This is a genomic window from Alteromonas sp. V450, from assembly GCF_001885075.1.
Taxonomy (GTDB): Bacteria; Pseudomonadota; Gammaproteobacteria; order Enterobacterales; family Alteromonadaceae; genus Alteromonas.
In genome coordinates this window covers 3,305,748-3,317,487 of sequence record NZ_MODU01000004.1, presented here as the reverse complement: position 1 = coordinate 3,317,487, position 11,740 = coordinate 3,305,748, and the positions used below count along the sequence as shown (strand labels likewise).

The window sequence follows — 11,740 nt, the reverse complement described above, 5'->3', positions numbered from 1 at the left end:
TAATCCCCTACAAAAATTTCCTTTCGGTAATACTACCAGAGATAACACGTGATATTAGAAGTTCAATCAAGAGAAATGTTCCCCTTTATCGCAATTTCCATACTACCGCCATCTTTTAACGCAATTGCGAGAGATTTCGATTGCTTTTATGTCATAAGTTAGTGGGAACCCCCTATACATAACTGTTTACGAATCTATTATTTTTTTTGTATTGAACAATTAAATATAAAAAGAGTGGACGACAAGGCGTGTTTGCTACTCGGGCATTCATAAATGGCATTGACACTGACGTAAACTTTGCCATTAGAGGTAAGACGATGAAAACACAGCAATCGTACCATCCTAAATTATATAAAGCCGTATTGCGTTATATGATTATCCAACTCATGATCTTGGTTTCAACTGGACTAGCGATGCTCTTAGGCATTTTCGAGCTCACACCGTTTCACCAAGGCGTTGCGGCGGTCACGCTTGTCATCATGGTAATTCAATTAAGTCTAATTTTCGGCAAATCAAAAATGGCACTTGCTATGGAGGGCCCTAGGCTGCTGGTTTTTCCAATGATGTGGTTAGCGGCGGGGATGGGAGAGGCAGCATTTATCTATGCGATATGCTGTGTGTCAAGCTTGATCATACTGATGGATGCCGTTCGATTCAGTAATTTGCGTCGGTATCCTCGAAATAGACATTATATTTTGAACCAGAGAATATAGCACCACGTAATAAGCAAGCTATCAAATACCAATTACGTAGCTGTTTGTGCTTATGCGCAGATGTCTACACAATTAAAAGAAGCTTGGGTTAAGTATGCATAAGTTCTATTTTCATGACATAGAAGATAATCCTAAAGTTATTGAATATCTTGAAGTCCAATCTTATGAAATGAATGTCTACCTCGTTTATTTGTCTATGGGCGGCCAAAGCGGCATGGTGTACGACAAGAACGATAAGCCAATGCGGTTTTACAGTTCAGGTCATATAAGGGAAGCTTTTGCGCATTGTTCTGTCGACAAAGCCGTAATGAAGCATGATACGCCTTATGACGAGATGATTGGTAATCCTCCGAAAAGTGCGCAGCAGATGGCATTGCCTTTCAGCATGGACTTACCGTACTAGCCTAACGCCCTCAATTAACGCGCTCGGCTGTTAGTTCGACAGCCATTTAGTCGCCGTGCTTTGCATATCAACACAAGCGCCAAGCCTTTTGGCCAATAAAAAGAGCCCAGCCAGTTTTCTATGAATAAAAAGGGCATCGACGGGAGGGGTATGCCAAAAGTCGTGCTCCGTTGTCAGGGCAATGCCTTTGTCATGTAAACGATGGATCAAGTCACTTTTTCCAAAATCGTAAGCGCCGTTGTGCCTTATTGCTTCACAGGCTTCCATGCCGATATCGATAACGGCTTCTATTTGCGCATTATTGTGATTACTGTCAATCAATCCTATGTCATAAGCTGTTGCTTGCATCGTGTTTCTATCGTTCTCTTTTATGCTCTTAAGCAAGGTCTGATAGCTATGTGCAATGTGCTGTGGAACTTCTCTTGTTGCACCAAAATCCAGTAAAACAATTTTTTGATGGTCTTTTTGATATTTGTAATTGCCTAAATTGGGGTCGCTTTGTAAAAGCCTAAAGTTAAATATTTCATTGAAAAATAGCGTCATTAGTGCCGTCATCATGGCGTTTCTAACGTCTTGAGGCTCAGACAAAAGTGCGTCTAATGATTGCGCTTCGATAAAGTCCATCGCAAGTACATTGTGTGACGTAAGAGGGGGGTAAACTTCAGGCAATACAAACGGTAAAGATGACAGGGTCGGGTCAGAAGCCAAAGCCATGTTGTAACGCTGTAGCATAGATGCTTCGCGCTCATAATCAGCTTCTTGATGTAACTGTTGCTTCGCTTCCTCTAAAAGGGGAGAAATATTTAACGACTTGGGGACTAAACCAGATAAACGAATAAGTGTAGCCACGTTATCTACATCACTATCTATACTTTTTTTGACGCCAGGATACTGCACTTTCACTGCTAGCATGCGTCCATCCATTGTAATTATTTTATGTACTTGCCCGATAGAGGCAGCTGCAATAGGGGCAAAGGAGAAATACAAAAGGTCTGCTTGCCATTTCGCGCCCCATGCATTGTCTAGCACTTCTACTAGTTGTGCCTTGGGCATGGGGTCGGCATCTTCTCTTAAACGGCCTAGAATAGCAGCCAGTTCTGGCGGCAGAAAATCACCTGCGTCCATGGAAATAAGTTGACCTAACTTCATTGCAGCACCACGCATACTGGCAAGTTGGTCAGCAATGTTACTTATGTTTCGCGGTGTTAATAAAAGTGATGATAATACGGGCTTTTCGCCCTTTAATAACTGGCTTGCGCCTTGTGTTACAACGTTTCCTGCTATTTTCCCAGCCAGTGCGCCGAGTCGACTCACTCTGGAGAAGCGGGAAGAAGGAATTGCTTTTTCTTTTCTTTGAGCAGGCTTATCAGTCATAGTTTGTCTTAGTAATGCATCAGTTAGGCATTCATAGTGCCAAACATACTCTAGTTCACGTAATTATTATTACGCACTAATACTTTGATGCGATTAACTTTAAAGCACCCAACAGCGATAACTTACTCGGGAAATATCTACAGTAGCTGAGAAGCAAATTGAAGGATAAATCCAAACAGGCTGCCGAATGCAAATCCAGACCAACCGCTCTTATTGCTAAATCGCCATAATGCGCTACCAAAAAAGCCGCACCACAGCATTGCAGAGTAGGTCGCTATCAGCCCTGTTCCCATACCTGAGTCGGGCAAAAATAACATCACAACAAATGTTAATGCCATTGCACCACTTAATATTACCCACATAACGTTCTTTTTATTAGTAAACGCATTGGGTTGGTTTTCTGACGCATTTAACGCATCGTCTTCACGCTTGTTAAGGTGGTGCACCTTTTGCAATTTCGTCTTTGTTCGCATACTGCGCGACAGTTTATGTTTAGTTGAGGTGCCTTGTAGCGTATGTATTGTGCCATCGCTCATTGTTGAAGCCCTGTATTTCTAATTATTCATAGTCACACTAGGCGAGGATGACGGTAAATGCTATAAGACTTCGGTCGGACACCACGAACGTCAATAGACGTAATATAAAAAGCCCGCTACGTGAGCGGGCTATTTTTAACTTTCACTGGTGTGTGAATTGACACTACCGGTTAGTGATGGTGACCTTGTTTTTCAAAACTAACTTCCAGCAAATTGACCGAATCAGTAAACGTTAGCGTTTTAATATCGCCTTTTCCTTCTACGTTTAGTGTATTCACCTGCTTAGGCCATAGGTCTCTTAATGCATTGTGTCGGATTTGCAAACCAACCAGCGTGGGTGGTTCAGCAGTTTCTTGGTAAACCCAAAAGTGCTTACCCTCAACTTCAAATCCAACGTCAGCAAGCTTCAAGACCTCGCCATTTGCATCAAGAATAGCAAAGTGCTGTGCGACATAATCAGCAAATTTTTGCTGCGTGTCGGTATCATCCATAATGTCAGCATGTTTATCGAACAGTGCTTTTACTGCGTGCTCCGCATCATGCAAATTAAAACGATGCATGACTTCAATATTTTCTGTTCTTGCGTTGAACAGGACTGTAGTAATAGCAGCTTTAATTTGATGCGCTTTGGCACTTGTGCTTACTGTTACTGCGCCAATAACCATGCACGCAGTGAGTAAGAATATAAAAGCACTAGGCAGCAGAGCACGTTTGCCATGCTGCCAGCCAGAACAAGACAACTTATTCGTCATCTTTGTCCTCTTCTTTCTCTTCGTCTTTATCTAGCTCGGTTTTTGAATCGTGCATAAGGTCGCGATACTCGTAGGTATTACGCGGCTTGTTCTTATACGCTTCAATGCGCGATGGAATGATTCGACGTGGGTAGTGGTTGTTTTCTACGTCTACGTCAGCAGTTTCCCAATGTGGGTCAACCGTTACACTTACTAGCTCTTTATCTTTGTCAGTAACAATCAGCTTGCTTACTGCCTTAGGTGTACGACGCCAGATTTCCGCAGGAATGCGCATTTCTTCTTTAGTACCGTCTTCAAACGCAAGCTCAAGTATAATAGGCATTACCAAACCACCTTTGTTGCTAAAATCTAGCACGTAGTAGTTCTTGTCTTCTTTAACCGCACGTTCAAACGCTGTGCGTTCCCATGGCTCAAGACCTTTAAGGAACTTCTTGTATTTATTGCGCTCTTTGTTGGTAACAGTATAGCGGTCGTTTTCATCATAAAAGTCGCTGATATCTTCGAATCGGTCTACCCACAGTTTTTTACCTTCTTCTTTATTGCGAATATCAGTAAGTGACTTTGGTTTTTCCATTTCTGCTTCACGTTCGCGCGCAAAATCAATATCTGGATCTTCAGTATCTAAACGAAGCTTGTATACGCTATCTAGACTAATGTCTACGTGGTCTGTGGTGTAAAACCAACCGCGCCAGAACCAGTCTAGGTCAACACCCGACGCTTCTTCCATAGTACGGAAGAAATCTGACGGCGTAGGACGTTTAAACATCCAACGCTGCGCGTACTCTTTAAACGCGAAGTCAAACAGCTCACGGCCAAGGATAGTTTCGCGAAGAATATTCAGCGCTACTGCTGGCTTTGTGTACGCGTTTGGACCAAGGCGAAGTACTGAGTCAGACTGAGTCATAATTGGTACTTGCGTTTGAGACTTCATGTAGCCTGTGATATCACGAGGCTCCACGCCCCATGGAATGGTTGGATCCCACTCGCGACCAGCAACACCGTCTAAGAAGCTGTTAAGACCTTCATCCATCCATGTCCACTGACGCTCGTCAGAGTTTACCGTCATAGGGAAATAGATATGACCTACTTCGTGAATAACCACGCCAATAAGGAAGCGTTTTTCAGCAAGTGAGTAAGTGCGTGAACCATCGTCGCGTAGTTCTGTACGCGGGCCGTTAAAGGTGATCATGGGGTACTCCATGCCGCCTACCGGGCCGTTTACCGATTGCGCTACTGGGTAGGGATAATCGAAGCTAAAACGACTGTAAACATCCATGGTGTGAATGATTGACTCTGTCGAATACTTCTGCCAAAGCTCGCCACCTTCTTTCGGGTAGAAGGACATTGCCATTACAAGCGGTTGAGTGTCGCCACCCTGCTGATAACCACGTGCATCCCACGCGAATTTACGCGAAGACGCCCATGCAAAGTCTCGTACGTTTTCTGCTTTGAAAGTCCACGTTTTTAGCTTCGTCGTGCCCTCTTTTTCGTTTTCAATCGCTTCTTCTGGTGAAACGATGAATACGATACGGTCAGCTTTTTCTGCTTTTTTCAACCGGTCGCGCTGCGTTTTCGTTAGCACGTCTTTCGGGTTTTGAAGCACACCTGTTGATGAAACGATGTGATCAGCAGGAACCGTAATATCAACTTCGTAGTTGCCGAATTCTAGCGTGAACTCACCACGGCCGATAAACTCTTTATTGGTCCATGCTTCGTAGTCTGTGTATGCCGCTAGACGAGGAAACCACTGAGCTAACAAGAAGATATCGTTACCGCCTTCTCGCTCATCATCAGGGAAGTGTTCGTAACCTGCGCGAGCTGAAACAGCGTCTTCTTCAACGATGTTAAAGGCAAAATCGATATCAAATGTAACTTTGCCTCCTGATTTTAAAGGCTTAGCTAAATCTACACGCATGAGCGTGCCAACGATTGTGTGTCGAAGGTCGTTACCAGCCTTGTCTTCAACGCGAGAAATCGTGTAGCCCAATTCGTTGTCGTCTACGAACTGCTGACGACGAAGTGCTCCCATGCTTAGTTTTGCTGGTGAGCTCCCGCTTGCGGCTTGCGTACCCGGCCCACGATTGCCGATACCACCGAAGGTTGTGGTAAGTGCAGACATGGAATCGTCGCGGAACTTATTTTGATCAAGCTGAACCCAAAGATATTTCAGCGTGTCAGGTGAATTATTGTAATAGGTAATTGTTTCGCTTGCTTCAATACGGCGCTTATCTTCAAGCAGTTTAACATCGATGTCGTAATCAACCTGCTGCTGCCAATATTGATGCCCAGGTTCTCCGGCTGCGTTTCGATAAACGTTTGGAGTAGGAAGTACTTCATCTAGCTGACGGAATTTATCTTCGAAGTCGCCTTTCGTTTGTTTTATAGCGGCGGAACTTGGAATAGAAATCAGCATAGACAACACTGGCGCTAGCCAGAAAAGGTGTCGTTTTGAGGTGCTCATGCAGTTTCCTTGCAACTTATAGTTTAGAGTTGTTATAGAATAACAAACCTCAGTATATAAGCATGCTAAGCACAATCCAATTTATTGACCGTAAACTAACCATGTTTTAACGCAAAAAAACTGTAACAGAACGTTTTGTTTCGCGCTTTAACTGTCGTATTCTGTCAGTCTTGTTTTCTTTTTTCTTCCTTGTATGAACCGTTTCAATTGGCAACGCGCCGTCATAAAAGTGGGCAGTGCGCTTATCGCACCCGATGGCAATGAATGTAGTGGCCGCTATCTACTCTCGTTAGCAAGATTTATTACCGCAAGCCGCGAGGCTGGCAAAGAAATTATTCTTGTTTCATCAGGCAGCGTAGCTGCAGGAAGAAGCAAAGTAAAAGTTCGGCACAACGCTTCTATAGCTGAAAAGCAAGCCATGGCAGCTATAGGTCAAAATTTGATGATGGCGAATTGGCAGCGCTTTTTCGACTTTCCTTGTGCACAGGTACTACTTACCGCTGACGACCTTCGAGATCGAACGCGCTACGTTAATATTAAAAATACGTTGCGCGAAATCTTAAATCACAATGCGTTACCTATTGTGAATGAAAACGATACGGTGGCCGTTAATGAACTTAAAGTGGGTGATAACGATAATTTGGGCGCTTATACGGCATTAGTAGCGCAGGCTGATACCTTAATTATTTGCTCGGATATAGACGGCTTATTTACTGCTGACCCAAGAAAAGACACCAATGCCACACTCATTCCACAGGTAGACAAAATAGACAGCACAATTTATAGCCTTGCTGGTGGAGCGGGAACAGCAGTAGGCACAGGCGGCATGCGCACCAAAATTGAAGCGGCGGATAAGTGCACCAGTAGCGGAATTCAAACCCTGATTGTTAACGGGCGAAAAGGTGAAACCTTTGACGCTCTGCTTGAGGGTAAAGTGCCTGGCACCTTATTTAGTGCAAGCAGTACGCCTGCTAACGCGCGCAGATTATGGCTTACTCACACCTTAAAAACCGCTGGCAGAATAGAAATTGATAGCGGTGCAAAAGACGCCTTAGTTCGAAAAGGGGCATCATTACTGCCGTCGGGTATTGTTGACGTTATCGGTTTGTTTGAACAGGGCGACGCTGTTGAGGTGGTGAGCCAAGGTGAAATTGTAGCTAAGGGACTTAGCTTGTATAACGCAAAAGACTTATCCCTCATAAAAGGGAAAAAGTCGAAAGATATAGCCAGTGTGTTAGGTTATGAGACCACAGATGTTGTAATTCATCGCGACGATATGGTGCTGTATTTACAGCAATAGCCACTTGTCGTTCTGTTACGGGGGCGGACACGGCGCTTTGACTATGCCGACGTAAGCTGACTTCATATTTAACAGGCAAAAACACCATGCAAATGCCAAGGAATGATAATGACTGATATTACACCTACTATTGCCGACTATCCGTATCGCATTACCATCGCCACTCGCTGGCAAGATAACGATGCATATGGGCACATTAACAATGTAGTGTATTACGGTTTTTTTGATACCGCGGTTAATCGCTTTTTAATTGAAGAAGGCGGTTTAGATATCCATAACGGGAAAACCGTGGCATATGTGGTAAGTAGTCAATGCCAATATGTAGCACCAGCAGCGTATCCTGAAGACATTTTTGTGGGTTTACGTGTTATCAAAATTGGTCGAAGCTCGGTCACTTACGGGCTGTCGGTTTATGCCGGTGAAAACAAACGCCGCGTGGCGCATGGTCAGTTTGTGCATGTATTTGTAGACAGAAAGACCGATAAGGCAATTCCTATCCCAGTAAACGTGAAAGCAGCGTTAGAGTCCATCGTGGAAGTGATGTAGGAAGGTTGCAATTATGGCTGAATACCACCCTTCAAACGACTCGATATCTAACGATGCAAGAAAAGAGTACTGTGATGAAGAGACAACACAAGTTGTCTTTTTAGATGCAGAAACCATGGATTTACCGAGTCTTGATACTTCGGCACTAGATAAGCTAAACGCTGAGGTTACGCTTTATCAACAAACCCATGCAGATGAGGTAGCCGAGCGCATTAAAAATGCCGATGCTGTGCTGGTTAACAAAGTCGTATTAAACGCCAAAGATCTAGCTCAGGCAGAACAGCTTCGCTATATCGGTGTGACCGCCACCGGTATGAACAATATCGACCGTGATTACTGCGAACAGGCTGGTATTACCGTTCAAAATGTAGAGGGCTACGGCACAGACAGTGTTGCCCAACATACGTTAACCTTGGTATTGAATTTAGCCACCAATTTCGTGGCATACCAGCGCGATGTGAAAAATCAAGTGTGGTCTGCCTCTTCTCACTTTTGCTTGCTTAGTCACCCCGTAGTAGAGCTGGCGGGTAAACATGCCGTAATCGTTGGACATGGCGAGCTTGGCAAGCGCGTAGAGAGATTGTTCAAGGCAATGGGTATGCAGGTGAGTATCGCAGCTCGCCCAGGTAAAAAAGACGACCCTCGCCCTAGTCTTGCATCGCTTTTACCTAATGCCGATGTATTAAGTCTTCATTGCCCGCTTACGGAAGATACCGATAAGCTCATTAATGCCGATGCGTTGTTATTAATGAAGCCCACTGCTTTTCTTATCAATACGGCTCGCGGAGGGTTAATTGATGAAGAGGCGCTCTATCAAGCCCTTAAAAATAAACAAATTGGCGGTGCAGGCCTAGATGTATTAAGTGTAGAGCCCCCGCCTGTTGACCATATATTACTAAAAGCGTCGCTACCGAACTTGTTAGTAACCCCTCACAATGCGTGGGTTGGTAAGGGGGCAAGGCAAACATTGTTCAATAGTGCCATTGCTCATCTATCAGCGTTTCTGAGTAAAACGCAACCATGAACAATGCTACTTTGTTTACACTATGCTGCCTGATTTGGGGCTCCACTTGGATTGCCATCACTTACCAAATAGGGCATACCTCTGAGACCTTTGCCATTGCGCTGCGTTATCTATTGGCGTCGGCTTGCTTAGGTGCTTACTGTGTTATTAGGCGTTTGCCGCTTAAGCTACCGGTTCATGTTCATGTGAAAATGGCAGCGGTCGGCCTTTTTTTATACAGCTTAAATTACACGCTATTGTATATGGCGCAAGCGCACATAATTAGCGCACTGTTAGCCCTTATGAGCTCTTGTATTATCTACATTAACGTTGTACTTCGGCGCTGGTGGCTTAAGGAGCCCATAAGAAAAGAAGTGGTTATAGGCGCCACGTTTGGCTTGCTAGGCATTGTGTGTTTATTTGTGCCAGAGTTTTCCAAGGTGTCTATGGATGCGGCGCTTGCTACTGGCCTTGCCATAGCGTTTGTCAGCTTTTTCTGCGCGTCAACAGGTAACGTTATCTCTGAACGTATTTTGACCTCGGGCACGCCTGTTATCCAAATGAACTTCTATGCTATGAGCTATGCCATGGTGCTGCTTTTCATTACCTCTTTGGCCATGCCGGGGGAACTGGTTATACCTACTCATAGTGAGTTTTATTTGTCGCTGCTTTATTTGGCTATCTTTGGCTCTGTATTTGCGTTTGGCGCTTATATGAAGTTGTTAAAGCAAATGGGCGCTGACAAAGCCGCGTATGTTGTCTTGGTATACCCCATGGTGGCACTGGTTATTTCTACCTTCTTTGAAGGCTACACCTGGAGCGTGTTATCAGTCATTGGGGTTATCATTGTGCTGGTGGGTAACGCCATAGCAATGGGCAAGATCCCCCGCTTTATGCGTCGCCCACCGGTATCGAGCTAGGGCTTGATGTTATTTTACGAATGTCAGGGCCCAGTAAAACCGTTTATTTGAGCGCGTTGATTTTCTTATTCAGTTCATAAGCAGGCTCAGTAACAATGGTCTCAAGGGTTTCAATACGCGCCATCAGGGCTTCAATTTGTGCATCTTTTTCCTCTAAACGTTGCTGCTGTTTGTCGGTCAGGCTTTTAACGAACGGGTTGCTGCACTCGCCGTTCATCCAGTCGTTTAGTCGCCATTGAAATTTTGCGTCTAGGTAGCTTGCCAAAAGCACAAGCGACGTAATGCTGCTAATTAACAAAACTAAACTTAACGTAGACATAGTGTTTTCCTAATCTAAATTTCACGGTTGAAGGCGTTTAGGGAAAATGCCCTAAACGCACGTTACTGCACTTGCTGTTTTAACTAGTCGTTTGCTGCTTAAAAAAATTACAGCATTGACGAAAAAAGTTTGTAATAAAAATTCGTGGGGGCAGACTGATAGAAGTAACACAATAAAATAACAACAATTTTTGTGATTAGGGATGTGACGTTGGGGCAGGGTTTTGAAGATGTTTTTGCGCAATACGGGGCAATACTAAGCCGTGTAGCCAACAGTTATGAAGCGAATGAGGCGATGCAGCAAGAATTATTGCAAGAAATTGCTCTTGCCGTCTGGCAGGGACTGTCGCGCTTTAAAGGCGATAGCAGCGTGAAAACCTATATTTTGAAGATAGCTCATAACCGCGCAGTAACTCACGTAGCAAGTCAAGTGAAGCGTCTTGATACCCATCAATATGACCACGATGACCTAGGCTCTGACGGGTTCGCGAGTAACACCCACTCACCAGAAGAAATGTCGAGTCAACACCAGTCATTAGAACACTTATTGCGCGCGGTACGAGCACTTCCATTGCCGTCAAGACAAGTGCTTACGCTTTCCCTTGAAGGTTTAAGTTACGATGAAATTGCAGACGTAAGTGGTCTGACGAAAAATCATGTTGGTGTGATATTAAAACGCGCCAAGCAAAGTATCATGCAGGAGCAACCGCATGCATAATTCAGACAAAGAAAATCAGACAAACCCGCCTGTATTGGCAGACAATGAGCAAAATGATTCCCTTTCTGCGCTATGGCAAGCCCAGCCAGTGACAACTATCAACCTTGAAGGTGTAAAAGCTAATTTGGGCAGCGAGCGAACAAAACAGCGTTGGTACATAATATTGGATTTATTAATGGTTGCTCCTGGTATTTATGTACTTTTAAAATATTGGGACAACATGTCGCATATTGCGCATATGATAATTATGTTTATCTTAATCGCGTCCATTCCTTTTCTTGCTTACCAACTGTGGCTGAGAAGCGAAGCTGCTTTCTATAAAAATACACAAACTACTGACCATCTCGCAAAACTCACTAAGCAAATCAGGAATAACGTCAGAATTGCTTATATGACTAAACACTCAACGTGGATAGGCATGGTTTTTGGGGTAGGCTTGGCGTTGGAGCGGTATTTTTATGGTGAGCTGACGGCAGAAAAAGCCGCAAGAATTGTTATTGTCTTGTCTTCAATAAGCATTGTGATGCTAGTGTGGTATGTATGGGCCAACAAAAGACAAAAGCGCTTCGAGCGTCAACTCGACGCACTAGAGAATATGGCGCAGTATAGGTAAGGGCACAGATAAAGATGTGATATGTTGTTTGGGGCATTGCACGCTGACAAACTTTTCAGTGCTAGGTTGGAACCTTGCTTAGC

The 11,740-nt window shown here is 44.2% G+C and carries 13 protein-coding genes; 8 read left to right on the top strand and 5 right to left on the bottom strand.

All coding sequences use genetic code 11. The annotated features are described in order from the left end of the window. The first annotated feature begins 317 nt into the window (after positions 1 to 317). On the top strand, positions 318 to 713 hold the full coding sequence (locus BK026_RS14520; RefSeq protein WP_071817689.1) for a hypothetical protein: 396 nt from the start codon (positions 318 to 320) through the stop codon (positions 711 to 713). 94 nt (positions 714 to 807) lie between these two features. Continuing rightward, complete coding sequence (locus BK026_RS14515; protein WP_071816494.1) at positions 808 to 1,116, top strand: DUF6482 family protein; 309 nt, start codon at positions 808 to 810, stop codon at positions 1,114 to 1,116. A 30-nt stretch (positions 1,117 to 1,146) separates the two neighbouring features. Here the strand turns inward: BK026_RS14515 and BK026_RS14510 are convergent, their stop codons facing one another. From BK026_RS14510 to BK026_RS14495, 4 genes are all read right to left on the bottom strand, one after another. Beyond that, entirely contained in the window at positions 1,147 to 2,490 is a 1,344-nt protein-coding gene (locus BK026_RS14510; protein WP_071816493.1) for an AarF/ABC1/UbiB kinase family protein, read from the bottom strand. A 137-nt stretch (positions 2,491 to 2,627) separates the two neighbouring features. Beyond that, positions 2,628 to 3,026: a hypothetical protein gene (locus BK026_RS19850; RefSeq protein WP_071816492.1), complete on the bottom strand. Its 399-nt coding sequence runs from the start codon at positions 3,024 to 3,026 to the stop codon at positions 2,628 to 2,630. A gap of 170 nt (positions 3,027 to 3,196) precedes the next feature. Then, positions 3,197 to 3,778 carry a DUF6702 family protein gene (locus tag BK026_RS14500; RefSeq protein ID WP_071816491.1) on the bottom strand — a complete coding sequence of 194 codons (582 nt, stop codon included), beginning with the start codon at positions 3,776 to 3,778 and terminating at the stop codon, positions 3,197 to 3,199. Next, complete coding sequence (locus tag BK026_RS14495; RefSeq protein WP_071816490.1) at positions 3,768 to 6,239, bottom strand: M1 family metallopeptidase; 2,472 nt, start codon at positions 6,237 to 6,239, stop codon at positions 3,768 to 3,770. The genes BK026_RS14500 and BK026_RS14495 overlap by 11 nt, the downstream gene beginning before the upstream one ends. Before the next feature lie 193 nt (positions 6,240 to 6,432). Here BK026_RS14495 and proB point away from each other — a divergent pair, with 193 nt between their 5' ends. The 4 genes from proB to BK026_RS14475 all read left to right on the top strand — a co-directional run bounded on the left by proB (position 6,433) and on the right by BK026_RS14475 (position 10,008). Then, on the top strand, positions 6,433 to 7,539 hold the full coding sequence (gene proB / locus BK026_RS14490) for a glutamate 5-kinase (RefSeq protein WP_071816489.1): 1,107 nt from the start codon (positions 6,433 to 6,435) through the stop codon (positions 7,537 to 7,539). A 108-nt stretch (positions 7,540 to 7,647) separates the two neighbouring features. Beyond that, a complete protein-coding gene (locus BK026_RS14485) occupies positions 7,648 to 8,085 on the top strand; it encodes a thioesterase family protein (RefSeq protein ID WP_071816488.1) in 438 nt (145 codons plus the stop codon). A 115-nt stretch (positions 8,086 to 8,200) separates the two neighbouring features. After that, positions 8,201 to 9,109, top strand: a complete 909-nt coding sequence (locus BK026_RS14480; RefSeq protein WP_371264985.1) for a D-2-hydroxyacid dehydrogenase — start codon at positions 8,201 to 8,203, stop codon at positions 9,107 to 9,109. Continuing rightward, positions 9,106 to 10,008, top strand: a complete 903-nt coding sequence (locus BK026_RS14475) for a DMT family transporter (protein WP_071816486.1) — start codon at positions 9,106 to 9,108, stop codon at positions 10,006 to 10,008. The genes BK026_RS14480 and BK026_RS14475 overlap by 4 nt, the downstream gene beginning before the upstream one ends. A 43-nt stretch (positions 10,009 to 10,051) precedes the next feature. Here the strand turns inward: BK026_RS14475 and BK026_RS14470 are convergent, their stop codons facing one another. After that, the gene (locus tag BK026_RS14470; RefSeq protein ID WP_071816485.1) at positions 10,052 to 10,327 is read right to left on the bottom strand and encodes a hypothetical protein; all 276 of its coding nucleotides are present in this window, start codon (positions 10,325 to 10,327) and stop codon (positions 10,052 to 10,054) included. A 210-nt stretch (positions 10,328 to 10,537) separates the two neighbouring features. Between BK026_RS14470 and BK026_RS14465 the strand changes: the two genes are divergently transcribed. Continuing rightward, positions 10,538 to 11,044: an RNA polymerase sigma factor gene (locus BK026_RS14465; RefSeq protein ID WP_071817688.1), complete on the top strand. Its 507-nt coding sequence runs from the start codon at positions 10,538 to 10,540 to the stop codon at positions 11,042 to 11,044. Further along, positions 11,037 to 11,657, top strand: a complete 621-nt coding sequence (locus BK026_RS14460; protein WP_071816484.1) for a hypothetical protein — start codon at positions 11,037 to 11,039, stop codon at positions 11,655 to 11,657. Before BK026_RS14465 ends, BK026_RS14460 begins: the two co-directional genes overlap by 8 nt. The last annotated feature ends 83 nt before the right edge of the window (positions 11,658 to 11,740 follow it).

What these genes read in the sequence shown, in the direction of transcription:
- BK026_RS14520 (WP_071817689.1), top strand. Translation starts at nt 318, where the DNA reads ATGAAAACACAGCAATCGTACCATCCTAAATTATATAAAGCCGTATTG.
- BK026_RS14515 (WP_071816494.1), top strand. Translation starts at nt 808, where the DNA reads ATGCATAAGTTCTATTTTCATGACATAGAAGATAATCCTAAAGTTATT.
- BK026_RS14510 (WP_071816493.1), bottom strand. Translation starts at nt 2,490, where the DNA reads ATGACTGATAAGCCTGCTCAAAGAAAAGAAAAAGCAATTCCTTCTTCC.
- BK026_RS19850 (WP_071816492.1), bottom strand. Translation starts at nt 3,026, where the DNA reads ATGAGCGATGGCACAATACATACGCTACAAGGCACCTCAACTAAACAT.
- BK026_RS14500 (WP_071816491.1), bottom strand. Translation starts at nt 3,778, where the DNA reads ATGACGAATAAGTTGTCTTGTTCTGGCTGGCAGCATGGCAAACGTGCT.
- BK026_RS14495 (WP_071816490.1), bottom strand. Translation starts at nt 6,239, where the DNA reads ATGAGCACCTCAAAACGACACCTTTTCTGGCTAGCGCCAGTGTTGTCT.
- proB (WP_071816489.1), top strand. Translation starts at nt 6,433, where the DNA reads ATGAACCGTTTCAATTGGCAACGCGCCGTCATAAAAGTGGGCAGTGCG.
- BK026_RS14485 (WP_071816488.1), top strand. Translation starts at nt 7,648, where the DNA reads ATGACTGATATTACACCTACTATTGCCGACTATCCGTATCGCATTACC.
- BK026_RS14480 (WP_371264985.1), top strand. Translation starts at nt 8,201, where the DNA reads ATGGATTTACCGAGTCTTGATACTTCGGCACTAGATAAGCTAAACGCT.
- BK026_RS14475 (WP_071816486.1), top strand. Translation starts at nt 9,106, where the DNA reads ATGAACAATGCTACTTTGTTTACACTATGCTGCCTGATTTGGGGCTCC.
- BK026_RS14470 (WP_071816485.1), bottom strand. Translation starts at nt 10,327, where the DNA reads ATGTCTACGTTAAGTTTAGTTTTGTTAATTAGCAGCATTACGTCGCTT.
- BK026_RS14460 (WP_071816484.1), top strand. Translation starts at nt 11,037, where the DNA reads ATGCATAATTCAGACAAAGAAAATCAGACAAACCCGCCTGTATTGGCA.